This is a genomic window from Bacillus sp. JH7 (assembly GCF_001563515.1).
Classification (GTDB): Bacteria; Bacillota; Bacilli; order Bacillales; family Bacillaceae_G; genus Bacillus_A; species Bacillus_A cereus.
Window position 1 is genome coordinate 3,212,247 of record NZ_LPUS01000001.1, and the last position, 26,230, is coordinate 3,238,476.

A 26,230-nucleotide genomic window follows, 5' to 3' on the forward strand; every position below is an offset into this window, starting at 1 on the left:
CAGAAATTGTCCCCTCGTGATAAATTATATAAAAAATAAAAACTAGGACACTATCATGATATAATACGCTCATGCACAGGTCAATATCATACTACTCATAATAATAAGAACTTTCTGTTTATTGCGAGTTTCCCCATTTCTCTTCCAACATCACCATTATATTTTTTATATGCGCATGAATAACTTCTCTTTTTGCTTGATCACTAAATTGTTCTAACGCTAATGAAGGAAACCAAAATAAATCTCCCTGTAACTCTTGCATATCCTCTTTCCATGAAAAATCACTTGTAACATAAGCAATATGCTTAAAACCTTCACTTCGTAAATGATTTGTCCATTCTTGCAAACGACCTTTTTCATTCTTTTGACTTTCTACCAAATACGTAAACGCAGGCAGTAAAAGCACTCTTCCTTTATACTCTCTTTCCAATTCCGTGCTCAACAATTCGATAAATTCACCTTGTTCTACAACCATTTTCATTTCTTTTGCTGCCGAAATTGATAACAGCGGTATTACTCCTGTATCAACATACTCTCTTGCTTGCTCAAACTGTTCTACATCTTTTACAATCCACTTCAAATCCCTTCCCTCCTTCACTTGCAAATGACAGAACTTTCACTTTATATATATTAAACCACACTAAAAGAGGTAAAAAAAGAAAAACTACCCAATATAGGTAGTTTTTCTTTATAAAAGTCTGAAATTTGTAAAAATTAATTAATCCAAATAAATTCTATAAAGTCTTTAACTCTGCCGTTAATCTATGAAACGCTTCCTTATCTTGCTTATCTAACGCTTCATCAATTTGTTTCAAAAGGCGTTCTCTCCTAAACGAAAATACACTTTCTTCCAAAAACCTTTCTGCAAGTAAACGATCTTTTTCATTTACTTCAATATGCTTTGGTAGATATGGGTTTTCTTCTAATACAGCTACATAATTCGCATTTTGAAACGATGATTTAAAGTTGAGTTGAATATAAATATCCTCATCTCGATTTAAACGAATATCATGAAACGATTTTTCAGCATCTGTTGTCATAACATTTTGTTTAAAAAAGTGAAACGGTGTGTCTTTCACACAATTCGCTGACATCACTAAGCCACGCGGACAATATTTTGCATGCTCTACGAAGTGGACTTTATGCATCAATTGGTCGTGACTCATTAAATAATTCAGAATCCATACACATTCACGCTGTTTCAGTTGGTAATTATTCAAAAACCATTTTACAAAATCCTTCTTCTCGTTTACAGAAACAGGGGTATTCATAGCAATTAAGTCCCTCCTCTGTCTTTCTCTTTTCTTTTTAGATTCAAGAAGCGGCATTCAGTTTCCTTCCAACTTATGAAAAATCCTCTAAATTATATAACAATTCTTCAATATGAATTTGTGTCGGGTCTAGTTGTAATAACTGGGTAAATACTTCTTTCGCCTCTTTTCGTTTTCCTTCTTCCAATAAGAAATAACCGTACTCTTCTAAGAAGTCTGGATGATTCTTAAAAGAAGTATATGCACTTTCATAGTGTTTTAATGCATCCGAATACATTTCTAATTGTTTTTTTGCATACGCAAGATCCCAAAGTAGTTGTGTATCTGGTTCTCCACTATCAATAGCACGCTCTACAATTGCAATTAACTCTTCGTACTTTTCTTGTTCTTTTAAGATATATGCATATTTTAATGTTGCACCTAAATGCCCTGGATCTAACTCAAGCGCTTTTTGAAGAACTTCCTCTGCTTCTACTATTTTCCCTAATTTCGCCGCAATGTTCGCTAACTCTACATAAAATGGAACTGAAAGCTCATCTACTTTAATTCCTTCATGAAGCGTTTCATAGCTTTCTTGAAGCATTCCTTCTTTTTCATAGCTTTTCGCTAAATACATGTACAGTGATGCGTACTCAGGGTCTAATTCTTTTAGTTCTTGCCAAGCACCAATTGCTCTCTGATATTCTTCACCTTGGTATAATGTAAAGGCATATCCAAATAATGAGTGAATATCTTTTTGTTCCTCTAGGCCTGCTTCATAATAAGAAATCGCTTCTTCCCAGTTTCCGATCGCGCTTAACGTTTCTGCGAGGCGAAGTGCGATCACAACACCACCCATTACTTTATGTTCCGCTAATAGCGATTCATAATAAGTAATTGCCTTTTGTTCTTCACCTTTACTACTATATAATTCTGCTAACCCAAACGTAATAACAGGTTCATCAGGCATCATTTCTTTCGCCTTTAATAGTTTTTGCTCTGCTACATCATCAAAACCTTGCATTTGGAATAAATCTGCAACAAGTAATAACGATTGAACATATAAATCGTCATTTTCTGGAATATCATGAAGCACTTCAATCGCTTCATCTTCTTTATCTAGATCAATATATAATTCTGCTAAAAATACAGTGAATTCACTTTCTTCTGGATACAGTAAACGTAAGTCTTCAGTAATTGCTAATGCCTCATCTGTAAATCCAAGCGTATGATAGTAACGAGCGATATCATACTTCTCTTCATCATTCGCAATTTTTAATTGTTCTTTTAATAATTGTAATCCTTTTTCCGCTTCACCATTTTCAATATATGAAACAGCTTGTTCAAACTTTTGCATAAACGTCTCCTTTAATTCTAAAAAATATTCTCTTCTGTTCATTTATCATAAGCAACTCACTGTTAGAACGCAACCTTTAGAATGAGCATACTTCTTCTTATACTTCTTCTTACAGAGTAGTTAATTGTTCAAAAGGTTCGGATATGACACCGATACCTTACCATCATCTTCTATTGTACCGCTTTCTTTTATGACCGTGCAAATAACTTCTCTCACTAATTATCGAGCCATACAAACCGTGGTTTACAGAATAACTTAATTAGCAGTCTTCAACCTTTATTTTGAATGCGATAAAAAAGGCTCCTATACTAGGAGCCTTCACAATCTCTTAAGAATATGTTTCTTCTTTCTGTACTTGCTCATTTACAAGCTCTTTCAGCAACTCTATAATTTCATCATTTTCTTCCTTCAAACCGACAGTAATACGAATACCATCATCGATACCAAATGCAGCACCAGAACGAACGATATATCCTTTTTTCATTAATCGTTCGAAAGCTTCATTACCCGGTATACCAAGTTTTAAGAAAATGAAATTTGTTTGAGATGGATAATAGAATACGTTATATTCTTTACAAAATGCATAATACTGATTTAAACCTTCAGCATTCTTTTGCACACAATCTTGTAAAAAGGCTTGATCTTCTAATGCAGCGAGTGCTACAGATTGGGCTACAGTTGATGTATTGAATGGTAACCTAGCTACTTCTAGCTGTCCGATTAACTTCGCATCCCCAATCGCATATCCGATACGAAAAGCAGCTAAACCATATGCTTTTGAAAACGTGCGTAAAACCATAAGATTTTCATACTTTTCAAGAAGTGGTAATGTTTGCGGATAGTCTTCTGCTTCCGCGTATTCATAATATGCTTCGTCCATAATAACGAGAGCCGACTTAGGAACTGATTCTAAAAATGAAAGTAATTTTTGTTTCTCAACATATGTACCTGTTGGATTATTCGGATTACAAATCCATACAATTTTCGTTTTCTCATCTACTTGCTCTAGCATTGCATCTAAATCGTGAATACCATCTTTAAGTGATACTTCACGAACTTCTGCTCCTTCAATAACAGCATGGTGATGATATTGTGAAAACGTAGGATTCGCCATTACAACGTTTGTTCCTTCATGTAATAACGCTCGGCTAATCATTTGAATGACTTCATCTAATCCACTACCAAATAGTAGTTGTTCTGCTTTTACACCTAAATGTTTCGCTACTTTTGTCCGAAGTTCAAAGGCATATCCATCTGGATAAAGGGCATATTGGCTCGCTAAAGAAGTTAATGCTTCTGTCACACGTGCTGAACAACCGAATGGATTTTCGTTGGATGCTAATTTCACAATTTTTGATAAACCATATTCTCTTTTTACTTCTTCAATGTTTTTCCCAGGCACATACGCTCTCAAAGTTAACAATTGCTCTTTCACTCTCATTTTTCTTCCCCCAGTCATTTCATTCAATTTGATTACAATACGGTTATAGCCCCTTACTGTAATCTTTTGTCATAACCGTCACTATTACGAGAATACCTCTAAATGAGCACTTCACAGCACTTCGCTATCATTTTAAACCATATCTTTTTGAAATGCCTCTAACGCAATATGAACAGTCTCATCTGAAATAGATACGACATTCACTACCCCATATTCCTGCATAAGCACCATATGAATTGCTCCTGCATTTGCTTTCTTATCTTGTTTCATCAATTGAACGAGGCGCTCTACATTCAAATCTCTTGGCATTTTTGGATAGCCGTATTTCAAGAACCACTGCTTCATATCTTCATAAGCAAGATCAACCTTGTACACTTGCTCACTTAAAAATATGGCGAATAACATTCCAACCGCTACACCGTCACCGTGAGTAATATTTCCATACCCTAGCTCTTTTTCAAGAGCATGTCCTAACGTATGTCCAAAGTTCAAATGAGCACGTACACCCTTCTCTGTTTCATCTTGTGACACAACATTTGCCTTTACAGGAATCGCCTTCGTTAATATATGGATTAACTTCTCATCATGAAGATCCGCTAATGTTTGCACTTCTTCTTTTAACCAATGGTATAGCTCCACATCACCGATAAGAGCATGCTTTATCACCTCTGCATAACCTGAACGCCACTCTTTTTCAGGAAGAGACTGTAAAAACGGTGTATGATATACAACTGCTTCTGGCTGATGGAATGCACCAATCATATTTTTACCTAACGGATGGTTAATCGCTACTTTCCCACCCACTGCGCTATCGTGCGCTAATAAAGTTGTCGGAACCTGCACAAAGCGAATACCACGCATAAACGATGCAGCAACAAAACCAGCTAAATCTCCAATCATTCCGCCTCCAAGTGCAAGAATTAAAGAATTTCTATCTAATTTATTTTCAAGAGCTGACGTATGAGCCGCATAGAAATTTTCGAAAGACTTCTCTTTTTCGCCACTTGGTACAACAAACGAAAACACGTGCTGCTCTACTTGTAATGCATCGATAACTGTCTGTAAATGTAGTGATGCAACAGCTTCATCTGAAATGATCATTACGTTAGATACCGCTGGCTGCATATTTTGAACGATCGTTGTTAAGTTTGACAACGCTTCTTTACCAACATGTACATCATATTCTTTTGATTTCGTTTGAATATGTATGTTTCCCATTAAAATCCCCTCGCATATTCATTATGTTTCTCAATATTTTCACGAATTAGTTCCATACGATCTAATCCGAATTGTTCTATTAAAGCTGTCGCTAATTCCCAAGCCACAACCGCTTCTGCAACGACACTAGCTGCTGGCACTGCACAACTATCTGAACGTTCAATACTCGCTGTAAAAGGCTCTTTCGTATCAATATCTACACTTTGAAGAGGTTTATAAAGTGTAGGTATCGGTTTCATCACACCGCGCACAACAATTGGCATTCCAGTCGTCATACCGCCTTCTAGTCCACCTGCATTATTTGTTCTTCGTGTATATCCATGCTCCTCATCCCACAGAATTTCATCATGAACTTCACTTCCTGGTCTATGCGCTGCTTCAAAACCAATTCCAATCTCGACACCTTTAAAAGCATTAATACTCATAATTGCAGCTGCTAATTTCGCATCCAGTTTTCGATCATAATGCACGTAGCTACCTACTCCAATTGGCATCCCTTCCACAATTACTTCAACGATTCCACCAATTGAATCACCATTTGCTTTCGCATCATCAATCGCTTTCATCATTTGGTTACCAGCTTCTTCATCTAAGCAACGTACAGGAGATGCTTCTGTAATACTCTTTAATTCTTCAATTGAACTATACGTAATCTCCTTAGCTTGTACACCGCCAATTTCAATTACATGGCCCGCCACTTTAATACCAAGTTCTGCTAACACCTTTTTAGCAACCGCACCAGCAGCAACACGCACCGTCGTTTCGCGCGCTGACGAACGTTCCAGTACATTCCTCATATCTCTATGACCATATTTAATCGCACCATTTAAATCAGCATGCCCAGGCCTTGGTTTTGTCACTTTCCTTTTCATCTCTTTTTCTTCTTGCTCAGTTAAAGGCTCCGCCCCCATAATTTTTGTCCAGTGTGCAAAATCACGATTTTCAACAACAAGTGCAATAGGGGAACCTAATGTTTCTCCATGTCTAACACCACTTAAAATTTGCACTTGATCCGTTTCAATTTGCATGCGTCTACCGCGCCCATATCCCTTTTGCCTTCTAGCTAACTCTTCGTTTATATCATCTGCTACTAAAGACAATCCTGCCGGAACACCTTCTATAATCGTTGTAAGTTGTGGACCATGAGATTCACCAGCTGTAATATATCGCATACGTTATTCCTCTTTTCGTATATGTATTTATCTCACTATATTAACTTTTATCATTCTAAAAATATTAAAGAAATTATATCATAAATCGACCATTTTCTTATTCTATATTTCCGATAGGCCTAATTTAAATATCAACATATCATAACAGCTCAAACTTCGTAACTAACTGAAAATAAAAAAAGTGCAAGAAGAATACCCCTATTCTCCTTGCACTTTTTACTATTATCACAGTGATTAAAGCGTTTACAAATTATTTCAAAATAATTAGTAAATCCATTCATTCATTAATTTTGAGTAGTCAACTAATTCTTCTTCTTTAAAGAAAATAGCAATCTCGCGCTCTGCGCTTTCTAAAGAATCAGAACCATGGATAATGTTTTTCGCAACAGTTACACCGAAATCTCCACGAATTGTTCCAGGAGCTGCTTCATGTGGTCTTGTTTTCCCCATCATGTTACGCGCTGTATCTACTACACCTTCACCTTGCCATACCATTGCGAACACAGGTCCAGATGTAATAAAGTCTACTAACTCACCAAAGAAAGGTTTTTCCTTATGCTCAGCGTAGTGTTGTCCAGCAATTTCCGGAGTGACTTGCATTAATTTTGCACCAACTAATTGAAAGCCTTTTTTCTCAAAACGAGCTACAATTTCCCCAATGAAGGCACGTTGTACACCGTCTGGTTTTACCATTAGAAATGTTTTTTCCATAAAAAATCTCTCCACTTCTGAATTATGTATGTAATTGTATATCCCCACACACATATTATCACCCTTATCACAATTGTGCAATAGTTTTGAAATAGAGAGATTATTTTATTTTTTAGAATAAACATTAAAATTTTCGTTTTCCAATATACTTTGCAACATTTTGTAATGCGTACTTTGCTTTTCCACGTGGAAGTGGTTTTATTATTTCTAAAGCTTTATGTAAATAACGTTCACTAAACGCAAATGCTTGATCAATTGCTGTACTATTTTTTACAGCATCAATAATTTCTTGCATTTCACTTGCTGTTGAATTTTCATGTACAGATGTGATTTTCTGACGAAGTACGGGATCTTCCATCGCATATAAAGCAGGAAGTGTAATATTCCCTTGTAGTAAATCTCCGCCAGCAGGCTTTCCAAGTTTCTCTTCTGTAGAAACGAAATCTAAAATGTCATCAATAATTTGATAAGACATCCCTACAAAATACCCATACCAAAATAGACGATTTACCGTATCACGATTAGCACCAGCAGCAATCGCTCCCAATTGACAACTCGCGGCAATTAACAATGCTGTTTTTCGCTTTATTCTTCTTAAATACGTTCTTAAATTTTGGTCATAATTGTATTTATCTTTAATTTGTTCAATTTCACCTTTACAGACTTCTAAAATAGTATGTGATAACGCTTGATGCGCCTCTGGAATTTCGATATTTGTTATACATTCAAGAGACTTAGCGAACAGATAGTCCCCTGTATACATCGCAATACGATCTCCCCATTTCGCATTCACAGTCGCACTGCCGCGTCGTAAAAATGCAGCATCAATAACATCATCGTGAACAAGAGAAGCCATATGAATAAGTTCTAACGCAACAGCAACATGCTTAATCGCATCTAACTTATAATCTCCAAATTTCCCTGCAAGCAACACAAATACAGGACGAATTCGTTTCCCACCAGCTTCAATAAGCTGTAATGCTGCCTCTTCTACTAATGGCTGTTCAGAAGCAACTGTCTTTTTTAATTCTTTTTCTATCACATTAATATCCGATCGTAAAAAAGAGTACATAAGTTGTAACTTCATATTGTTCACCTTAACCTAAAACTTCTTTTTTCTATTTTGATTCTGGTTTAATACCTAAATGCATCGCTGCTACCCCAAAAGTAAATGGTTTCACTTGCACACGTTCAAGTCCAGCTTGCTCAAACATTTGAGCCAATTCTTTCATCCCTGGGAACGTACTAGCAGATTCTTGAAGCCATGAATACTCTTTATAACTTTTCGCAAACATCTTTCCAAATAACGGCATGATATATTTAAAGTATAAAATATATCCTTGTCGAAAACCAATCATTGTTGGTTGAGATGTTTCTAAACAGATTACTTTTCCACCTGGTTTTACTACACGCGTCATTTCTTTTAATACGTGCATATAATCCGGTACGTTACGTAAACCAAACCCAATCGTCACATAATCAAACGTATTATCTTCAAACGGAAGTTCCATTGCATTCCCATGTAGAAGTTCTACTTGTTTTAATTGTAACGCCTCTACCTTTTGCTTACCGACAGATAACATATTTTCACTGAAATCTAAGCCAACAACCTTTCCTTGTTCACCTACGGCTCCAGCTAGCGCAATTGTCCAATCTGCGGTTCCACAGCATACATCAAGCGCTTGACTACCTGGTTGTACATCCATAATTCGCATCGTTTCTTTACGCCACGCTTTATGTCTTTGAAAACTAATTACAGAATTCATCACATCGTATTTATCAGAAATCTTTTCAAATACGTCATGTACTCTTTCTTCTTTTGATTGTTGCATGCTCGTACCTTCTTCCAATGTAAAATTGCTTATGTCTTCTATTTATTCCTTAACACAGAATTTATTTCATTTATGTCTGTGTGATTTTCTAAAAATTGTTTTTCTTTCTTTCTCAATTCCTTCATCCAACCAATAATCACTACTTCTGCTTTATCCCCTAAAGCATCTTGCATAGCTTGAAAAACAGGTGAATGTTGCTTATCAGCATACAATTGAATTTCTTTTTGAAGGCGATTTCCACCTAATACGTATGTGATAAATGGCTTCCAATGTGATAAATGAAAATGATCACATGTTTTTTGAAGGAGCGCAGACTCAATCGTTACTACGCTTTTCATTATGTCATCCGTCGTTTCATGCGCTTTTTGGTATAACATAATTTTGTGTTCATTTATCTCTTTAATTCCTTCAGCAAGTGCACGAATTAAAACAATATCACGATTCATAGACAATAAATAATAATATAGTCCACTATAGTAATCGCCTGCAAGTACTGTTAATTGACGACATTTATGGAATTCAATCTCTTCCTCGCCTGCTTTATTTGATACCCTTTCATGCGTATCAAGCGCAATTTGTACAAGCATAATTGTTACTACGTAATGCTCAATTTGTTCTATATGTAAGTTTGCACTCTTTAAAGCACCATATAACAATGCTATCTTTTCTTCATCAATAAATGGTTCTTCAATATAGTTTATAAAGTAAGGATGGCGTAATTTCTCCATCAATTTTTCTTTTATACCCGCATACCCTCCGTAGATGTCACACACAAAAAATCACCCTTGTTTTCTAATTCATAAAACTTATTATAACACATACACTCTATTTTCTATAACCAAAACTTGGCTACACCTGCCATTCATGTAAGCAATCTTTCTAATCTCACTCTGTCTAGTTAAAACTATATCATTTATTTACTAAAAAAAAAAAGAAAAGCAGTTTCCCGCTTTTCTTTACTTCGTTTTAATAAACGATAAAATTTCACTGCGCGCTGCAGCATCATTTTCAAGCACACCACGCACTGCTGTCGTTACTGTTTTCGCACCTGGTTTTTTTACACCACGCATCGTCATACACATATGTTCTGCTTCTACTACCACCATTACACCATGAGGCTCTAGTACTTCCATAATAGAGTTCGCTACTGTTGATGTAATACGTTCTTGCAGTTGTGGGCGACGTGCAATTGTATCTACGGTACGAGCTAATTTACTTAACCCTGTCACCTTTCCACCTTGCGGAATATATGCAACGTGAGCAACTCCATAGAATGGAACTAAATGATGCTCACACATCGAATAAAATGGTATATCTTTTACTAGTACAAGCTCTTCGTGATCTTCTCCGAATACTTTATGCAAATGCTCTTTCGGATCTTCATGCATACCTGAGAACACTTCTGCGTACATTTTTGCAACACGCTTTGGTGTATCAAGTACTCCTTCACGATTTGGGTCATCCCCAATCGCCTCTAAAATAAGGCGTACTGCATGTTCAATTTGTTCTAAATTAACTTTTGCCATCCGCTAGCCCTCCCGAAAACCTAAAAGTGATACGAACACATTCTAGCATATTTATGTTTTTAAAAGCAAAAAGAAGAGTTCCCAAAAAGGAAACTCTTCTTCCCTGTTAATATGTAAGGATTATTTAACCGCATCTTTTAACGCTTTACCAGGTTTGAATGCAGGTACTTTACTTGCAGCGATTTCAATCTCCTCACCTGTTTGTGGGTTACGACCTTTACGAGCCGCACGCTCACGAACTTCGAAGTTACCGAATCCGATCAGTTGTACTTTATCACCTTGTTTTAAAGCTTCTAAGATAGAATCAAAAACAGCGTCTACTGCTTTTGTTGCGTCCTTTTTAGAAAGGGAACTTGCTTCTGCAACAGCATTGATTAAATCTGTCTTGTTCATGCCATTCACCTCCTCCCAAAGATAAGACTGTATAATGATCATAAAATGAGTCTTACTTTCATTTGTAGGCAATTTTTGCAAATTCTATACTACAAAGATGTAGATAAATCATTATCAACGCCTATATTATACGATTCTCCTTTATAATTCAATATTTTTAAGGAAATTGTTACTCTGAAAATGTGAAAATCTGATGAAACTTGACAATTTACAACAATGTATTAGATAATGACTGTTTATTTTTCTATTTTATAATCAAAAAAACAAAAAATCCCTCTACAGTGAGAGGGATTTTTTCTTATAGTATAATCGCAATTAATCCGCCAGATCCTTCATTAATAATTCTTTCTAGCGTTTCTTTTAATTTATATCTAGCATTTTCTGGCATTAAAGATAATTTCGCCTGAATTCCTTCTCGAACAATCGAGCTAAGTGAACGTCCAAATATATCAGAATTCCAAATTGATAACGGGTCATCTTCAAAATCTTGCATTAAATAACGAACTAATTCTTCACTTTGCTTTTCAGTACCAATAATCGGCTCAAACGTTGACTCTACATCTACTTTAATCATATGAATAGATGGCGCTACCGCTTTTAACTTCACACCAAACCTTGAACCGTGACGAATAATTTCTGGCTCATCTAAGCTCATATCCGCTAATGCAGGCGCTGCTACACCATATCCTGTTTGCTTAACCATACGCAGTGCATCCGCCACTTGATCGTACTCTATTTTCGCATGAGATAAATCGAGCATAAGCTTTAATAAATGATCTTTCCCTCGAATTTCTACTCCTACTACTTCTTTTAAAATCTGATCATATAATTCATCTGGCGCATATAAATCAATCTCCGCCACACCTTGCCCCATATCAATGCCAGCTAGGCTCGCTCGATCAATAAATTCATATTGACTAAACTGCCAAACAACGCGATCCACATCACGAAGACGTTTTATATCCTTCACAGTTTCTTGAACTGCTTCTTGATAACTTTGACGCAACCAATGCCCTTCATTTAGCACCATTACCCAGCTCGGAAGGTTCACATTCACTTCTAATACAGGGAATTCAAATAGCGCTTCACGAAGTACATTATATACATCTGTTTCTCTTAAACTCTCCACACTCATTGCAATAACCGGGATATCATATTCTTCTGATAAACTTTGGCGTAATTGCTCTGTATCTGGATGATACGGCTGTACCGTATTAATTATCATAATGAAAGGTTTTCCTACTTCTTTCAACTCATTTACAACGCGTTCTTCTGCCTCTATATAATCTCTTCTTGGAATTTCACCAATTGTTCCATCTGTTGTAATTACAACACCAATTGTTGAATGTTCTTGAATTACTTTACGCGTGCCGATTTCTGCAGCTTCATGGAATGGAATAGGTTCTTCATACCAAGGGGTATTAATCATGCGCGGGCCATTCTCATCTTCATAGCCCTTCGCTCCAGGAACCGTATATCCAACACAATCTACTAATCGAATATTCACTTCAAGTCCTTCATCTACTTCGATAGAAACCGCTTGGTTTGGAACAAACTTCGGTTCCGTCGTCATAATTGTACGACCAGCAGCACTTTGAGGCAATTCATCCTGCGCTCTTTGACGGTCAGACTCATTCTCAATGTTTGGAATAACTACAAGTTCCATAAATTTTTTAATGAATGTTGATTTCCCTGTTCGAACAGCTCCTACAACTCCAAAATAAATATCACCGCCTGTTCGTTCTGCAATATCTTTAAAAATATCTACCTTTTCCAAGTGATTCCCTCCCTCAAAATTTTTGGGAATAATTCCGCGTTTATAGTCAACTAATACCTTCTCTAACGTTGCCTATAATATCTGATATAATATAATGGTATTCTAGAAGTTCGGACAATATATCATATAATTTTGTCCAATTTCATATGACTATTAAAAAATATCTTTTGTTTGCATCGTAAGTTGTATAACATAAAAAACCTTTCTTCTAGAACTTATTCACTAAAAGAAAGGTTCATGACTTATCATTTTAAAAAAATTGGTTCTCCGTCCTTTACTGTGTACGGTAAAGAATAAGCTGGTACAAACGGGGATCCTTTTGAAAGTATATTTCGAATATCTTCTCCCTCCGCAAACTGCCCTTCATTTTTTTTCAAAGCGTCATATAAGTCAATTCTATAATCAACAAAAACTTCTCCTTTTTCATTAATTACAAAAGGAAGTCCTTTACCAGAATATGGGCTTGTCACTTGTGGCACATCTTTATATCCTAGTTTTTTGAAATCCAATTCATATACACCATCTGAAATTACTTTTTTAAAAGGTGGATATTGATGTTCATCACGATATATCCTAAGCTTTAAAGATAGTTCCTGAATTTGTTCAGCCATCCTAACATCAATTAACTTTACTGTTGGATTTGTTTCAACGTCTATTAATACGTATTGATATACTCCTCCACTTTCATACGCATTCCCTGGCGCTTCTTGTATGTAACGCGGGGCAATCTGTTGAAAATCGATCGGATACTTTTGATAAATAGGTGTACTCATATCCCTCGTCTTAATTGGCAATATCCCATCATTTTGCTCCTTAAATGTCACAACAGCTTTTTGAACAACCTGTAGCTGATCTTCATAAGGAACCGCATTTTGCTTCATATTTTCTTTCGGATACAGACACCCCGTTAAAAGGCTCATACAACAAAATATTAAAATAATATGTAATTTTTTCACTAGCATCACCTTTTCATACTAATCTAATTTGCTCTGTATGTAGTATTTTCGAGACCATTCCATTTACTGCTGTACAGGTCCACTAAATACAACAAGAAAAATAACAATTCCTGACACAATCATAAGGGTGTACGCTACTAACGCTGTAATCCCTTTCAAAAATTTATTCTTTATTTTATGTCTACTTAATAAAATAAAACTTACTGCAAAAAACATAAATCCAATTGCCCCTAAAGCTAACCACATTTTCATAAGCCCTTCTGACATATACACACCCCTTTTTATTAATCTATTTTTATACTATTTTAACAAATTAAAATCTTTAAACAAATACAAAAAGAACATTTTACTACAAATTGCGAATATATAACTTTAATCAATAGGTTTTCCAGCATTTCTCACCAATCTAGACAAAAATAAAACCGAAGCGATTGTATCTCTCGCTTCGGTTGACCAAATATGCCCAAAAACAGCTCTATTCCCATTCTTTCATGGCTATCATATGCAATCTACAAACTCTTTGTTTCTCATAATTTATTTTTTAAACATTTTGCTTAACGAGCCAAAATCTGTTGGCATATTATTATTAATAATCGCTTTTACAATTTGATCCTCTTGCTCTTTCGGCACTTCACGTCCCGCCATAAGAGCCACTTGATGAATTAATTGACGAAGTACAGTTTCATCACGTAAATTCGCATTTTGCACGGATGATGCTAATTTAAAAATATCCTCTTTATTTACTTTCGCTTCCTTCTCAATATTATTAAAAATGTTATTATCCATTCTTTTCACCCTCTCCTCAAGTTACTCTTCATCCTATGCAAAAATGAAAAAATGGTGAAAAGACCCAAAAAATAAAAAAAGCGACAGAAGTACAAATGTACTTCTGTCGCTTTTCTTTACAGTAAATCAGGTATAGCTTCCACTTCATGTTTTCGAACACGTCCCATCAATGAGCCTACCGCATCTTTTACGTTATTCCCATTGAACAGCACGTCATATAAAGCAGCTGTAATCGGCATTTCAACTTCCATTTTCTCTGCCAATTCATGAGCAGCTTTCGTTGTTCTTACACCTTCCACAACCATACCCATGCTTTCTAACACTTCTTCTAAAGAGTGTCCTTTTCCAAGCATATTTCCAGCGCGCCAATTTCGGCTATGAACACTTGTACAAGTTACAATTAAGTCTCCCATACCAGTTAGACCAGCAAACGTTAACGGATTCCCGCCCATTTTTCTTCCTAAACGAGCAATCTCTGTTAAACCACGTGTCATCAATGCCGCCTTTGCATTATCACCTAATCCAAGACCATCAGTTATACCAGCAGCTAATGCGATAATATTTTTTAACGCACCACCAAGTTCAACTCCAACGATATCTGGATTTGTGTATACACGGAAATAACTATTCATAAATAAATCTTGTACTTCCTCAGCCGCTTCCATACGCTTTGCTGCAGACGTAACTGTTGTCGCTTGTCGTAAACCGACTTCTTCAGCATGACTCGGTCCAGACAGTACAACAACATCTTTAATTAAGTGCTCTGGAATTTCTTCCTCAATCACTTCCGAAATACGTTTTGACGTACCAGGTTCAATTCCTTTGCTCGCATGAATCCAAGTAATTGGTTCAGTAACAATTTCTTTCATCTCTTGTAATACATCTCTGTACGCTTTCGTTGGTACTACTAGCAGTACTATATTTACATCTACTAATGCTTCTTCTAAAGAAGAGTAGGCTACGATTGTGCTTGGCAATGTAATGCCTGGGAGATATCGACCATTCTCATGTTTCGTATTAATTTCATCCATAAGTTCTGGGCGATTTCCCCAAATACGTACATCATGTCCATTGTCAGCTAATACCATCGCTAACGCTGTTCCCCAGCTACCTGCTCCTACTACTGTGATTTTTGTCATAAAATCACATCCTCTCCATTAGTCTCTTGCTCTAGCGATAATGTGAATCGGCGTTCCTACGAAGCCAAATGATTCACGTAAGCGATTCTTTAAGAAACGCTCATATGAGAAGTGCAATAATTCTGGATCGTTTACAAACACAACAAATGTCGGTGGTTTTACCGCAACTTGTGTTGCATAGAAAATTTTCAGACGGCTACCATTATGAGTTGGCGTCGGATTCATCGCTACCGCATCCATAATTACATCGTTTAATACGTTCGTTTGAATACGGATACTATGACTTTCATTTACCTCATCGATAACCGGTATTAATGTTTGTGTACGTTTTCTTGTTTTTGCAGATAAGAAAACAATTGGTGCGTATTCTAAGAATTGGAAATGAGCACGGATATTTTCTTCAAATGCTTTCATTGTTTTTTCGTCTTTTTTCACTGCATCCCATTTATTTACAACGATAACAACAGCTCGCCCTGAATCATGAGCATATCCAGCGATTTTTTTATCTTGCTCAATAATTCCTTCTTCACCATCTAAAACGACTAAAACAACGTCAGAACGTTCAATCGCTCTTAGCGCACGAAGTACACTATATTTTTCTGTACTTTCATACACTTTTCCTTTTTTACGCATACCAGCTGTATCAATAATTACATAATCTTTTCCATCTTTACTATATGGTGTATCGACAGCATCACGAGTTGTTCCTGCTACATTACTAACAATTACACGCTCTTGACCAAGAAGAGCATTTACAAGTGATGATTTTCCTACGTTTGGACGTCCAATTAAAGAGAAACGAATTGTGTCTTCATCATATCCATCTTCTTCAATCTTTGGAAAATGTTGTGCAGCTTCGTCTAGTAAGTCACCTAACCCTAATCCGTGTGTACCTGAAATTGGGAATGGTTCGCCAAATCCTAATGCATAAAAGTCATAAATGTCACTGCGCATTTCCGGATTGTCCACTTTATTTACTGCAAGTACAACCGGTTTATTTGAACGATATAAAATTTTTGCAACTTCTTCATCAGCTGCTGTTACACCGTCACGACCGTTTGTCATAAAAATGATAACATCCGCTTCATCAATTGCTACTTCAGCTTGTTGACGAATTTGTGTCAAAAACGGCTCGTCTCCAATATCAATTCCGCCCGTATCAATAATGTTAAATTCATGATTTAACCATTCTCCAGCGCTATAAATACGATCGCGCGTTACACCTGGAATATCTTCTACGATTGAAACTCTTTCTCCAACAATTCTATTGAAAATAGTAGATTTCCCTACGTTCGGGCGACCTACTATCGCTATTACTGGTTTCGGCATATACTTTCATCCTTTCAACTTGCTTCTGTTTATTATGTAAAAAACCCTTCTTTGTGCAAGAAGGGATTTGCATTCCAGAATATTTCTCAACGTATCAAAACACCTCACATTATAACACACGTTGCTAATGTTTCACAATAATATATACATTCTCTTGTAAGCGATGTGCAATACCATCTAAAATTGCCTCTAAATTATTTGCAACAAATTCTAGTTCCTCTGTCGATTCGCAAACGAATAAAGGAGCACCACCTGCAAATTTTTCTGGAGTCGTTGTTATAACTGCCAGAATAACACTTTCTAACATCATCTCTTATCTCCCCTTCCTTTCGGGGCTTCCGATGACATATGGACAGCACTTTCTAACGTTGGTACATTTCCTATGACACCTATCGCTTTCTCTGCATCTTGATCTTGCGGCAGGACAAAAATCCCAACCCTGCCATCCTCTAAATCACGCTTTGCTAACGGTACAAGCGCTGGTGTACCAGAATCTCTATAAATCCCTAACGCTACTGAAACATCGTGTAAAATAGCTTGTCGTTGCCCTAAATTTGAGATTGTAACCATCGCATCAATTGATTTCGGCTTTAAAATAAAACCCATACCATATTTCATAATTTCTTCTTGTCTTGCTGGCAATCCAATATTCATAATGTAAATATTATCAATATATAGCCCCGCTCCTTCAAACCGAAGCGGAACATGCTCGATATCAACAAGATCATGTAACCTTCTGCCAGACATTAATTTTTTCGCAATAAAAAATGCGATGATCGCCATAATTACTCCAGCAATCCACGAACGAAACCCTATATATGCAAACGTCGTCACAAACGACGTTAACATCGCCAAATAGTTGCGACTTTCAAAAACTAATGCAATTCCTTCAATGTATGTATTTCCACGCGGTACGAGCTCATACCCATCTAATTGTTGAAGCGTATTTCTTTCCATATTACGTACATCACGAAATTGTGTCGCTGCTAATGTAAGAAATGTAATGGCAGAAAAATCTTTTTTCAAAATAGACGGGATTGCAATCGCTCCTAAAGCAGCTGCAATTAACCCCATTGCAATATGAATAATTTTCCCATGTAGCCTCGTCGGATATTGCCGCGTATCCGTCCGAAGCATTAGCACCCTTGTAACTGTCCCCGCTATTACGCCGCATAAAATGGCTGGTGTATATTCAGTCATGTATTACCCTCGCCTTTCTTTTACGTGTTTTTCTCTTAAACCGTTCCATGTATACTGATGCTTTTGCAATCCAAAACAATATGGCCATGAATAATGTAGAAATGGCGACGATATCAAAAAATGCTAAACTACCGTAATCATATGGAAAATTCAATTTCCTAAAAATAAATGTCACTAGCAGCTCTCCTTGTAACATCCCTACATATAGAGAACATAATCGTAATATGCGATCTCCATGCAATAACACCGATGCATACACAAGAGCACTACTTAGCAGAAACACTCTATCCACCACAATCCAAATCGGATCATATATTTCTAACAGATGAAAACTTGTATATAACATTGCAATAATAAGCGCCGAAAGTAAGCTATATAATTTTTTCCAGACAGAATATAGCGTGATCCCTATAAAAGAAATAATACAAAGTAAAAGAGCATTTACTGATACCACGAATGAGGCGATCGTTACATGTAACGGAGAGCAAATTATAAAAATCAGTATACAAGCGCCTAACTTCCACCGAATAAGGTCCTTTTTCATAAAAAAGGTTACAATGATCCACCCTATCCAAGCTACAAAATAAAAAGTACTTCCATCCATCAACTTCACCTCCTATGTTTTCCATTATGGGAACTTTTTATGAAAGTTAATCCACTTTATTTACGCATAGTTTTTTCTTATAACAGCAACACTTTTAACAAGGAGGTGTTATTCATTATGGGTAAAGATCGCCAAGAACGAAAACTACGAGAATCACGCCGCGTTGAATCCGATCGTGATCAATCACTACAATATCCAGGTGCAACTGGACTTGATACACCAGAACAGGCTCGAAAACAAAACCAGCACTAATTAATGCAAAAAGACGGTTTCGATATTGTACGAAACCGTCTTTTACATAATCAGTTTAATGTTTTCTATTCATATTGAAATAATATTTTGCACACTATATCCTCCCATTACTTCTTTTTATCTTCACCTATTCCTATTAAAAATTAAGTTCTCTCCAGTAATTCGACAACACACCATCTACATTTTTCAACCCTTTTTCAATTGCAATTTTTACGAAATGATATTTTTATATAATACTAATTCCTTTCTCCACTTTATATTACGAAAAAGAATAGAACAAAAAAAATCAACCGAACGGTTGATTTTTTATCTCCTACTATAATGCGCAGTATCAATACCACGCTGCATTAACCAATGATACGTTTCACCCTTTACAACAAGAGGTACAGATTGCAACTCTTCTATCGTTTTCGCACCAAGAGCTGTCATTATAAATTTCAAATCTGTATGTAGGAGCTCAATTTCATCCACTAACTTCTCGATACCATCTTGCATTAAAATACGTAAAAAGTAACCAGCAAACGCAGTTGTATTCGCCCCTAATGCGATCGCTTTCGCTACGTCAAGCGCTGTTTGTATGCCCCCAGATGCAATAAAAGAGAGGTTATTATTTGTAGAGGTTGCTTCAATAATCGAGGTTGCTGTTTGTATGCCCCAGTTATTAAAATAAGAAAGCATTCGCTGTCTTCTTTCATTTTCAACAGCAGCAAAATTCGTACCACCTTGCCCACCAATATCAATTGCTGTTACACCTACGTTCGCTAACTGCTGCACTGTTTCCTTACTCATCCCAAATCCAACTTCTTTTACAATGATAGGAACTTTACTATTTAAAACAATTTTCTCAATGCGCTGAAGTACTCCAGTAAAATCACGGTCTCCTTCTGGCATCGTTAACTCTTGTATGACATTTAAATGAATTTGCAATGCATTCGCTTCAATCATATCAACGGCACGCTCTGCCTGTTCGATAGTTGCCTCACTACCTAAATTAGCAAAGAAAATACCATTTGGATTTACCTTTCTGATCACCTTATAAGAAGCAGCTTCACTTTCATCTTTTAACGCCGCCATTTGCGAACCTACAGCCATAGCAAGGTTATGATGTTTCGCTACATATGCTAATTGCTCATTAATATGTAACGTTTTCTCTCCTCCACCACCAGTCATCGCATTGATAAAAATCGGCGAACTTAGTGAAAGTTCGCCGATTTTTGTTTCACATGTTATTGTGTCATAATTTGAATTTGGCAAGCTTTGATGCACAAAATCAATATCATGAAAGCCATGCGTACGAGACTGACCAGTAGAAAGAGCGTATTCAATATGATCTAATTTACGTTTTGCCCTTACCACTTGTACCCCTCATTATTTCTTTAATTTTTTCAGTTGTTCACCAATAATATCACTTAATTGGAAAGTAGCAGAATCAGCATTTGGCTCATACTGACTATAATCTTCAGTTACATTATTTTCCTCAAGCGCTTCTTTTATACTTAAAGAAATACGTTTCTCTGCTACGTGAACTTCAAGTACTTTCACTTTTACTTCTTGTCCCATTTCCAATACTTCATTCGGATTTTTCACGTGACGATTTGCAATTTGAGATACGTGTACAAGTCCTTCAACGCCCGGTAAAATCTCAACGAATGCACCAAATGTAACAAGGCGTTTTACTACTCCCTCACGAATATCTCCAGCTTTTATTTCGCCAGCAACGTTTTCCCAAGGTCCTGGTTGAGCTGCTTTAATTGATAAAGAAATACGTTGTGTATCAGCATCAACAGATAACACCTTTACCTTAACCTTTTGACCTTGCTCTAACACTTCAGAAGGTTGCTCTACACGTTCGTGTGAAATTTGTGAAATGTGAACTAAACCGTCCACTCCACCAACATTAACGAATGCGCCAAAGTCAGTTAATCGTTGTACTGTTCCTTCAACAACGTCCCCTTCTTTTAATGAAGAAATTGCTTCTTTTTTCTTAGAATCTAGTTCTAATTCTACTACCGCTTTATGCGAAAGGATTACACGATTTTTTTCACGGTCTAATTCAACAATTTTCACAGCTAATGTTTTACCTTTATAGTCAGTAAAGTCTTCTACATAATGTACTTCTACAAGTGAAGCTGGAATAAAACCGCGAACACCAAGGTCCACAACTAATCCGCCATTCACAATATCTTTTACAGTAACATCAAATACATGACCAGAAGTAAATTTCTCTTGTAGTTCTACCCATGCTTTTTCTGCATCAACAGCACGTTTAGATAAGACAAGATCATCTTCTTCTAATTTAATAATTTTCAACTCTAGTGTTTGATCTAATTCTACAACATCGCTTGCTTTTTCAATATGAACGTTAGCTAATTCACTAATTGGAATTACGCCATCTGTTTTGTATCCAACATTTACAAGCACTTGTTTCTCTTCAACCTTCGTTACAGAACCTGTAACAACGTCACCAACTTGTAATTCTTTTGAATCCATAACTTCTTCATTCATTTTCTCTACCATGGAAATACCTCCCTACAGAATTGACAAAGCATTTTTTATGTATATACGAAATGAAAACAAAGTTTTCATTTGCATGTTTAAGAATTTCTCATCACATACTCTTTTTCAATAACATTCACAAGAAAATATATTAAACCTATATAAATAGTATACAGCAAAACCAGCTTGAAAAAAGTATGTTTTGAAATATAATAGCGAATATATTCTGACAGTTTTATTCCTCTTTAACTAACTTCTTACAAATCAGCTCATTTGTCAAGGAAAGAGACTCACAATTCACGTATCCTTTACATTTCTATTTAAACAAAAAAAGAAAGAGGATTATCCCCTTTCTTTATTTCGCAAACACTCCAGAAACAATGCTCATAATTTTTTGGACAACTTCTTCAATTGATAAAGAAGTCGTATCTAATTCCAATGCATCATCAGCCTTTTTTAGTGGAGAAACTTCGCGTTCTGAATCTAATTTATCACGCTGAGCAATTTCTTCTTTTAGCTGCTCTAAATTAGAATCGAAACCTTTATTTAAATTTTCTAAATGCCTTCTTTCCGCTCTTTCTTCAACAGAAGCAAGCATAAAGATTTTCACTTCAGCATCCGGTAATACATGTGTACCAATATCACGGCCGTCCATTACAACGCCGCCTTTTTTCGCTAACTCTTGCTGACGACGTACCATTTCTTCACGAACAAGGCGATGTTTCGCTACAATAGATACTCGATTCGTCACATCAGGTGTACGAATTACTTCAGAAACATCTTGTCCATTTAAAAATACAAGCTGTGTATTTTCTCCTTGCTGAAACTCAATATTTACATTCTTTACAACTTCCATTAACTGCTCTTCATTTTCAATGTCTACTTTTTGTTCAAGGGCTGCATATGTAAGCGTACGGTACATTGCGCCTGTATCAATATAAACATAAGAAAGTTCCTTCGCAACAACTTTTGCCACTGTACTTTTCCCTGCAGCTGCTGGACCATCTATAGCAATTGAAATTCGTTTATCCATTGTAACACCTCATTTTTTCACTTATAAAACAAAACGAAAAGCAGGTGTTCACCCTGCTTCTTCTCATTTGCTTCGCGTCATTAAATCTTCAATTATTGTAGCATAATCCTTCATAGAAGAAAATGAAAACTACCGATTCACCTGCAAGATTTCCACTTTGTTTTTTACCATAACACCCTCATAATAAACAATTTTAGATAAATATTTCACTGATGACTTATGTATAAATAACAATTGTACAACAGAAAGACAAATGAATTGTATTATCAATATACGAATAAAAATTCTCTCCATCTTTTTCAACGTAATTTCTCCCTCCTATACTATATTTGCACATTTCGTTTCGTAATTTTATACATCGTACATATAGCAGTTAATTTTATTGTCATTTTCGAGGCATACTTTTATACATTTCCATTGTCGAATTTACTCAAAACATGTTATGTTCTAAATGTATTTTTTTACTTGAAAGGGGTATAAGCATTGAAAAGAATCCTAGTTTTACACACAGGTGGAACAATTGCAATGGAGGAAGATAAAGAAACTGGGGTCGTACAACCAGGTAAAAAAAATCCTCTTTTAAAATTCATTCCTGATTTAGAAGGCGATGTTGATTTAATCGTTGAAGATGTGTTCCATCTACCATCTCCTCATATGACACCGAGCGAAATGTTACAATTACAAGTCATCATTGATGAAAGAGTAAAACAAGACAACATTCATGGCGTAGTTATTACGCATGGTACGGATACATTAGAAGAAACAGCTTATTTCTTAGATTTAACAGTACAAGCAACTATTCCGATCGTAGTGACAGGTGCAATGCGCTCTAGCAATGAGTTAGGTGCTGATGGTCTATATAACTTCTTATCAGCTGTAAAAGTTGCTAGTTGTGATGAAGCTGCAGAAAAAGGTGTTTTAGTCGTATTAAACGACGAAATTCATTGCGCTACAAATGTAACAAAAACACATACAAGTAATGTCGCAACATTCCAAAGTCCACAATACGGACCAATTGGAATGGTAACAAAACGCGGCGTTGTCTTCCATCACGCTTTAGTACATCGCGAATCATATACGATAAACAAAGTGTCTAAAAATGTAGTTGTTCTAAAAGCATATGCTGGCATGGATGATACATTATTAGCAGCAATCGAAAATCTTCCTGTAGACGGCATTGTTATCGAAGCTCTTGGACAAGGTAACCTCCCTCCAAGAACACTACCTAGCCTAGAAAGATTATTAAATAAAGGTATTCCTGTCGTATTAGTTTCTCGCTGTTTCAACGGTATCGTTCAAGACGTATATTCGTATGAAGGTGGCGGTAAACACTTAAAAGATATGGGCATTGTATTCACATACGGCTTAAATGCACAAAAAGCACGCATTAAATTACTTGTTGCATTAGAGAATACAAATTCTCATGAATCCATTCAAAATATGTTTATGCACGAATAAAAAGGAGCTGTCGAGATTTTCCCGACAGCTCCTTTTTATTTTTCTCTTAATGCAATGGTTTGCGCAATCGCATCTCCATGAAATCTACCGTTCTCGATAAATATTTCATTTGCATTATTTCCAGCAGCAATGACACCTGCAATGAAAATATTTTCAGCATTCGTTTCCATTCTATCCTCTGTATAAATTGGACGTCCTGTTTCTTCATCAATCTGAACACCCATCTTCGTTAAGAAGCTATGATCAGGATGATAACCAGTCATCGCAAATACAAAATCGTTTTTGATTGTAAAAGCTTCACCATCAACTGTAAACGTTAATGTATGCTCAGTAATCTCTTTCACATGAGCTCCAAAATGCATTTGAATTGTACCGTTTCGTACTAACGCCTCAAATTCCGGCAAAATCCAAGGCTTTATGCTTGGTGAATACTCACTTCCACGATACAGTACCGTTACACGTGCACCAGATTTAACAAGTTCTAACGCGGCATCTACACTCGAGTTTTTCCCACCTATAACTACTACATCTCGATCAAAATAAGGATGCCCCTCTTTAAAATAGTGAGCTACTTTCTTCAATTCCTCACCTGGAACATTCATATAATTTGGATTATCATAATATCCAGTTGCTACAACAATATATTTCCCTATATACATTTCCTTACTTCCATCACGCTTTGTCGTCTCAACCTGAAAAACTTCTCCATCTTTTTGAACTTTCTCCACTCGCTCAAAAGCATTTACACGTACAGATTTACGTTTTACTACTTCACGATAATACGCAAGCGCTTGATTTCGAAATGGCTTACGATTTTCTGTAATAAAAGCTACATCACCAATTTCTAATTTTTCACTAGAAGAGAAAAATGTTTGATGAGTTGGATAATTATAAATGGCATTTACAATGTTTCCTTTTTCAATTACTAACGGATTTATCCCTACCTTTTGCAACGAAATTGCAGCCGCTAATCCGCACGGACCGCCTCCGATTATAATAACTGTTTCTTTCTGCATACTCGTCCACTCCTAGTCTTCTACCAATGCACTATTTATAAAAACAAGAAAAAACCTACTTACAGCAGTAGGCACCTATCTTTATTGTATTCATTTTTCATATATTTGTCATCTAAACGAAACGTACATCCGATAGACATCTGCTAAAAACTGTTGAAATTTAATACCTTGTTTCCCTAATACATTCTCAGGATCAATCTTTCTAGCTGGATCAAGCGTTTTATGTGACACGATATCTTTTTTCGGATTTAAGCCAAAGTTTTGGCATAAATACGCATGATACCATGTAAAACGATTATACGCTTCCCAAAAGTTAACATCACCACCATAACAAAGTTCCACTCCAATGGCCGCCTTATTCGCGTCATAGCCATATAAGTCATTATCCGTCGGCACACCATATCGAACATGATACGCAACTTCATTTATAGGAATAATCTCCAATATTGTTTTATCATCTATAAATGTATGTGCCGAAGCTTTCGGTTGTAATTCATTAAAGTAATCTCGATTGCCTATCGCATTGCTTCCAGGATTCCCCGTATCATGGCTTACGATAAATCTCACTTTAGTCAGAGGAATCCCCGGTCGTGAACTTCCATATCCAATATAATTGCGCTCTATAGGAAACATCGCCATTGCTACCAACTCCCGCTCTAGAAGATTACCTTACTTCCTTATATATGTATTCGGTAGCAATGTCCTTATCGCATATTTCTTACGCGAAGAGAAAATCGAAAATATTTGAAGTGAACACCATAAACAACAAGATACTTACAGCCACTCCATAAAAACCGTAAAACCAAACACAATCTTCTTTCGTATCTAAACCGAAAAATTTATTTACCGATTGTAATAATGTGCCACGCTTGCTTTGTTTGTTTCGTAATACTTCCACTCGCTCTACAACATCTGCTGGCATCATAAATCTTTGGTCTACTGTCATTTTCATCATTTATCTCTCCTTAAAATCATTTCCGTTTTGTTTATCTAAGGAGAGTATAGCACGTTTGTTCGTATAGAACAAGCGTTCTTTTTTATTTTTATTTTATTTTATTTTTCAGCAAGCCAAGTAAAAATTGAGATTACAACGGCAATAATCGGCCCTACTACAACCACACCAAATATCAGAAACAGTAGCCCTTCCCCGAACATCCGAACGGTACTTATTTTGCGAGCTTTCATCGTTCTTGCGAGTTCTCCCTCTAACCTATTAACCTTTTCTTCTAATTGTTCTACTCGTTCCAACATTTCATTCTCCATATACAACACCTCATTTAATAC

At 36.2% G+C, this 26,230-nt stretch carries 31 protein-coding genes; 2 read left to right on the forward strand and 29 right to left on the reverse strand.

Annotated elements, in window-relative coordinates:
* Positions 1-118 precede the first annotated feature (118 nt).
* From AU379_RS16085 to AU379_RS16185, 21 genes are all read right to left on the reverse strand, one after another.
* On the reverse strand, positions 119-580 hold the full coding sequence (locus AU379_RS16085; protein WP_000871314.1) for a YpiF family protein: 462 nt from the start codon (positions 578-580) through the stop codon (positions 119-121).
* Positions 581-734: 154 nt separating this feature from the next.
* A complete protein-coding gene (locus AU379_RS16090; protein ID WP_001095925.1) occupies positions 735-1,271 on the reverse strand; it encodes a ReoY family proteolytic degradation factor in 537 nt (178 codons plus the stop codon).
* Positions 1,272-1,344: 73 nt separating this feature from the next.
* Positions 1,345-2,607, reverse strand: coding sequence for a tetratricopeptide repeat protein (locus tag AU379_RS16095; protein WP_001168671.1), 1,263 nt, complete (start codon positions 2,605-2,607; stop codon positions 1,345-1,347).
* Positions 2,608-2,935: 328 nt separating this feature from the next.
* Positions 2,936-4,048 carry a histidinol-phosphate transaminase gene (gene hisC / locus AU379_RS16100; protein WP_025967073.1) on the reverse strand — a complete coding sequence of 371 codons (1,113 nt, stop codon included), beginning with the start codon at positions 4,046-4,048 and terminating at the stop codon, positions 2,936-2,938.
* A 132-nt stretch (positions 4,049-4,180) separates the two neighbouring features.
* The gene (gene aroB / locus AU379_RS16105) at positions 4,181-5,266 is read right to left on the reverse strand and encodes a 3-dehydroquinate synthase (RefSeq protein WP_000526812.1); all 1,086 of its coding nucleotides are present in this window, start codon (positions 5,264-5,266) and stop codon (positions 4,181-4,183) included.
* Entirely contained in the window at positions 5,266-6,438 is a 1,173-nt protein-coding gene (gene aroC / locus AU379_RS16110; protein ID WP_001269386.1) for a chorismate synthase, read from the reverse strand. Before aroC ends, aroB begins: the two co-directional genes overlap by 1 nt.
* A 264-nt stretch (positions 6,439-6,702) precedes the next feature.
* On the reverse strand, positions 6,703-7,149 hold the full coding sequence (gene ndk / locus AU379_RS16115; RefSeq protein ID WP_000415883.1) for a nucleoside-diphosphate kinase: 447 nt from the start codon (positions 7,147-7,149) through the stop codon (positions 6,703-6,705).
* A 124-nt stretch (positions 7,150-7,273) separates the two neighbouring features.
* Positions 7,274-8,236: a heptaprenyl diphosphate synthase component II gene (gene hepT, locus AU379_RS16120; RefSeq protein ID WP_000776077.1), complete on the reverse strand. Its 963-nt coding sequence runs from the start codon at positions 8,234-8,236 to the stop codon at positions 7,274-7,276.
* 31 nt (positions 8,237-8,267) lie between these two features.
* Positions 8,268-8,981, reverse strand: coding sequence for a 2-heptaprenyl-1,4-naphthoquinone methyltransferase (menG, locus tag AU379_RS16125; protein ID WP_001187674.1), 714 nt, complete (start codon positions 8,979-8,981; stop codon positions 8,268-8,270).
* 38 nt (positions 8,982-9,019) lie between these two features.
* Positions 9,020-9,754 carry a heptaprenyl diphosphate synthase component 1 gene (locus tag AU379_RS16130; protein ID WP_000332851.1) on the reverse strand — a complete coding sequence of 245 codons (735 nt, stop codon included), beginning with the start codon at positions 9,752-9,754 and terminating at the stop codon, positions 9,020-9,022.
* Between the two features lie 183 nt (positions 9,755-9,937).
* Complete coding sequence (gene folE / locus AU379_RS16135; RefSeq protein WP_001151482.1) at positions 9,938-10,507, reverse strand: GTP cyclohydrolase I FolE; 570 nt, start codon at positions 10,505-10,507, stop codon at positions 9,938-9,940.
* A gap of 120 nt (positions 10,508-10,627) precedes the next feature.
* Positions 10,628-10,900: an HU family DNA-binding protein gene (locus AU379_RS16140; protein WP_001043860.1), complete on the reverse strand. Its 273-nt coding sequence runs from the start codon at positions 10,898-10,900 to the stop codon at positions 10,628-10,630.
* A 298-nt stretch (positions 10,901-11,198) separates the two neighbouring features.
* A complete protein-coding gene (spoIVA, locus tag AU379_RS16145; protein ID WP_000416519.1) occupies positions 11,199-12,677 on the reverse strand; it encodes a stage IV sporulation protein A in 1,479 nt (492 codons plus the stop codon).
* A 245-nt stretch (positions 12,678-12,922) separates the two neighbouring features.
* Entirely contained in the window at positions 12,923-13,633 is a 711-nt protein-coding gene (locus AU379_RS16150) for a hypothetical protein (RefSeq protein WP_000733110.1), read from the reverse strand.
* A 63-nt stretch (positions 13,634-13,696) separates the two neighbouring features.
* On the reverse strand, positions 13,697-13,900 hold the full coding sequence (locus tag AU379_RS16155; RefSeq protein ID WP_001289004.1) for a DUF2768 domain-containing protein: 204 nt from the start codon (positions 13,898-13,900) through the stop codon (positions 13,697-13,699).
* A 267-nt stretch (positions 13,901-14,167) separates the two neighbouring features.
* Complete coding sequence (locus tag AU379_RS16160) at positions 14,168-14,419, reverse strand: stage VI sporulation protein F (RefSeq protein ID WP_000369754.1); 252 nt, start codon at positions 14,417-14,419, stop codon at positions 14,168-14,170.
* 116 nt (positions 14,420-14,535) lie between these two features.
* On the reverse strand, positions 14,536-15,558 hold the full coding sequence (locus tag AU379_RS16165) for an NAD(P)H-dependent glycerol-3-phosphate dehydrogenase (protein WP_030024641.1): 1,023 nt from the start codon (positions 15,556-15,558) through the stop codon (positions 14,536-14,538).
* Positions 15,559-15,576: 18 nt separating this feature from the next.
* Complete coding sequence (engA, locus tag AU379_RS16170) at positions 15,577-16,887, reverse strand: ribosome-associated GTPase EngA (protein ID WP_001125893.1); 1,311 nt, start codon at positions 16,885-16,887, stop codon at positions 15,577-15,579.
* Between the two features lie 124 nt (positions 16,888-17,011).
* Positions 17,012-17,197, reverse strand: coding sequence for a hypothetical protein (locus AU379_RS16175; RefSeq protein WP_000979059.1), 186 nt, complete (start codon positions 17,195-17,197; stop codon positions 17,012-17,014).
* Entirely contained in the window at positions 17,194-18,087 is an 894-nt protein-coding gene (locus AU379_RS16180; RefSeq protein ID WP_000141601.1) for a YIEGIA family protein, read from the reverse strand. Before AU379_RS16180 ends, AU379_RS16175 begins: the two co-directional genes overlap by 4 nt.
* Entirely contained in the window at positions 18,080-18,691 is a 612-nt protein-coding gene (locus AU379_RS16185) for a hypothetical protein (RefSeq protein ID WP_000349095.1), read from the reverse strand. The genes AU379_RS16180 and AU379_RS16185 overlap by 8 nt, the downstream gene beginning before the upstream one ends.
* Before the next feature lie 117 nt (positions 18,692-18,808).
* On the opposite strand from AU379_RS16185, the gene AU379_RS30310 reads away from it, so the two are divergent.
* Entirely contained in the window at positions 18,809-18,943 is a 135-nt protein-coding gene (locus AU379_RS30310) for a YpzI family protein (protein WP_000513900.1), read from the forward strand.
* A gap of 306 nt (positions 18,944-19,249) precedes the next feature.
* Here AU379_RS30310 and AU379_RS16195 read toward each other — a convergent pair whose 3' ends face one another.
* The 4 genes from AU379_RS16195 to AU379_RS30605 all read right to left on the reverse strand — a co-directional run bounded on the left by AU379_RS16195 (position 19,250) and on the right by AU379_RS30605 (position 22,775).
* Complete coding sequence (locus tag AU379_RS16195; protein ID WP_000251037.1) at positions 19,250-20,299, reverse strand: type 2 isopentenyl-diphosphate Delta-isomerase; 1,050 nt, start codon at positions 20,297-20,299, stop codon at positions 19,250-19,252.
* Between the two features lie 12 nt (positions 20,300-20,311).
* A complete protein-coding gene (gene rpsA / locus AU379_RS16200; RefSeq protein WP_000229559.1) occupies positions 20,312-21,460 on the reverse strand; it encodes a 30S ribosomal protein S1 in 1,149 nt (382 codons plus the stop codon).
* A gap of 334 nt (positions 21,461-21,794) precedes the next feature.
* Complete coding sequence (gene cmk / locus AU379_RS16205; protein WP_000361252.1) at positions 21,795-22,472, reverse strand: (d)CMP kinase; 678 nt, start codon at positions 22,470-22,472, stop codon at positions 21,795-21,797.
* 129 nt (positions 22,473-22,601) lie between these two features.
* A complete protein-coding gene (locus AU379_RS30605; RefSeq protein WP_000738057.1) occupies positions 22,602-22,775 on the reverse strand; it encodes a YpfB family protein in 174 nt (57 codons plus the stop codon).
* A 180-nt stretch (positions 22,776-22,955) separates the two neighbouring features.
* Between AU379_RS30605 and ansA the strand changes: the two genes are divergently transcribed.
* On the forward strand, positions 22,956-23,930 hold the full coding sequence (ansA, locus tag AU379_RS16210) for an asparaginase (protein ID WP_000822026.1): 975 nt from the start codon (positions 22,956-22,958) through the stop codon (positions 23,928-23,930).
* Positions 23,931-23,965: 35 nt separating this feature from the next.
* Here ansA and AU379_RS16215 read toward each other — a convergent pair whose 3' ends face one another.
* The 4 genes from AU379_RS16215 to AU379_RS16230 form a co-directional block, all read right to left on the reverse strand.
* Positions 23,966-24,946 carry a YpdA family putative bacillithiol disulfide reductase gene (locus AU379_RS16215; protein ID WP_001168509.1) on the reverse strand — a complete coding sequence of 327 codons (981 nt, stop codon included), beginning with the start codon at positions 24,944-24,946 and terminating at the stop codon, positions 23,966-23,968.
* Between the two features lie 108 nt (positions 24,947-25,054).
* Positions 25,055-25,585, reverse strand: a complete 531-nt coding sequence (locus tag AU379_RS16220) for an N-acetylmuramoyl-L-alanine amidase (protein ID WP_001240655.1) — start codon at positions 25,583-25,585, stop codon at positions 25,055-25,057.
* Between the two features lie 79 nt (positions 25,586-25,664).
* Positions 25,665-25,901: a DUF3961 domain-containing protein gene (locus AU379_RS16225; protein WP_001983018.1), complete on the reverse strand. Its 237-nt coding sequence runs from the start codon at positions 25,899-25,901 to the stop codon at positions 25,665-25,667.
* A 98-nt stretch (positions 25,902-25,999) separates the two neighbouring features.
* Positions 26,000-26,209, reverse strand: coding sequence for a hypothetical protein (locus AU379_RS16230; protein WP_000426768.1), 210 nt, complete (start codon positions 26,207-26,209; stop codon positions 26,000-26,002).
* Between the last annotated feature and the right edge of the window lie 21 nt (positions 26,210-26,230).

Bases quoted from the DNA above. Each gene is read 5' to 3' on its own strand.
- AU379_RS16090 (WP_001095925.1), bottom strand. From the start codon at position 1,271: ATGAATACCCCTGTTTCTGTAAACGAGAAGAAGGATTTTGTAAAATGG.
- AU379_RS16095 (WP_001168671.1), bottom strand. From the start codon at position 2,607: ATGCAAAAGTTTGAACAAGCTGTTTCATATATTGAAAATGGTGAAGCG.
- hisC (WP_025967073.1), bottom strand. From the start codon at position 4,048: ATGAGAGTGAAAGAGCAATTGTTAACTTTGAGAGCGTATGTGCCTGGG.
- aroB (WP_000526812.1), bottom strand. From the start codon at position 5,266: ATGGGAAACATACATATTCAAACGAAATCAAAAGAATATGATGTACAT.
- aroC (WP_001269386.1), bottom strand. From the start codon at position 6,438: ATGCGATATATTACAGCTGGTGAATCTCATGGTCCACAACTTACAACG.
- ndk (WP_000415883.1), bottom strand. From the start codon at position 7,149: ATGGAAAAAACATTTCTAATGGTAAAACCAGACGGTGTACAACGTGCC.
- hepT (WP_000776077.1), bottom strand. From the start codon at position 8,236: ATGAAGTTACAACTTATGTACTCTTTTTTACGATCGGATATTAATGTG.
- menG (WP_001187674.1), bottom strand. From the start codon at position 8,981: ATGCAACAATCAAAAGAAGAAAGAGTACATGACGTATTTGAAAAGATT.
- folE (WP_001151482.1), bottom strand. From the start codon at position 10,507: ATGGCAAAAGTTAATTTAGAACAAATTGAACATGCAGTACGCCTTATT.
- AU379_RS16140 (WP_001043860.1), bottom strand. From the start codon at position 10,900: ATGAACAAGACAGATTTAATCAATGCTGTTGCAGAAGCAAGTTCCCTT.
- AU379_RS16155 (WP_001289004.1), bottom strand. From the start codon at position 13,900: ATGTCAGAAGGGCTTATGAAAATGTGGTTAGCTTTAGGGGCAATTGGA.
- AU379_RS16160 (WP_000369754.1), bottom strand. From the start codon at position 14,419: ATGGATAATAACATTTTTAATAATATTGAGAAGGAAGCGAAAGTAAAT.
- AU379_RS16165 (WP_030024641.1), bottom strand. From the start codon at position 15,558: ATGACAAAAATCACAGTAGTAGGAGCAGGTAGCTGGGGAACAGCGTTA.
- engA (WP_001125893.1), bottom strand. From the start codon at position 16,887: ATGCCGAAACCAGTAATAGCGATAGTAGGTCGCCCGAACGTAGGGAAA.
- AU379_RS16175 (WP_000979059.1), bottom strand. From the start codon at position 17,197: ATGATGTTAGAAAGTGTTATTCTGGCAGTTATAACAACGACTCCAGAA.
- AU379_RS16180 (WP_000141601.1), bottom strand. From the start codon at position 18,087: ATGACTGAATATACACCAGCCATTTTATGCGGCGTAATAGCGGGGACA.
- AU379_RS16185 (WP_000349095.1), bottom strand. From the start codon at position 18,691: ATGGATGGAAGTACTTTTTATTTTGTAGCTTGGATAGGGTGGATCATT.
- AU379_RS30310 (WP_000513900.1), top strand. From the start codon at position 18,809: ATGGGTAAAGATCGCCAAGAACGAAAACTACGAGAATCACGCCGCGTT.
- rpsA (WP_000229559.1), bottom strand. From the start codon at position 21,460: ATGGTAGAGAAAATGAATGAAGAAGTTATGGATTCAAAAGAATTACAA.
- cmk (WP_000361252.1), bottom strand. From the start codon at position 22,472: ATGGATAAACGAATTTCAATTGCTATAGATGGTCCAGCAGCTGCAGGG.
- AU379_RS16215 (WP_001168509.1), bottom strand. From the start codon at position 24,946: ATGCAGAAAGAAACAGTTATTATAATCGGAGGCGGTCCGTGCGGATTA.
- AU379_RS16220 (WP_001240655.1), bottom strand. From the start codon at position 25,585: ATGGCGATGTTTCCTATAGAGCGCAATTATATTGGATATGGAAGTTCA.
- AU379_RS16225 (WP_001983018.1), bottom strand. From the start codon at position 25,901: ATGATGAAAATGACAGTAGACCAAAGATTTATGATGCCAGCAGATGTT.
- AU379_RS16230 (WP_000426768.1), bottom strand. From the start codon at position 26,209: ATGGAGAATGAAATGTTGGAACGAGTAGAACAATTAGAAGAAAAGGTT.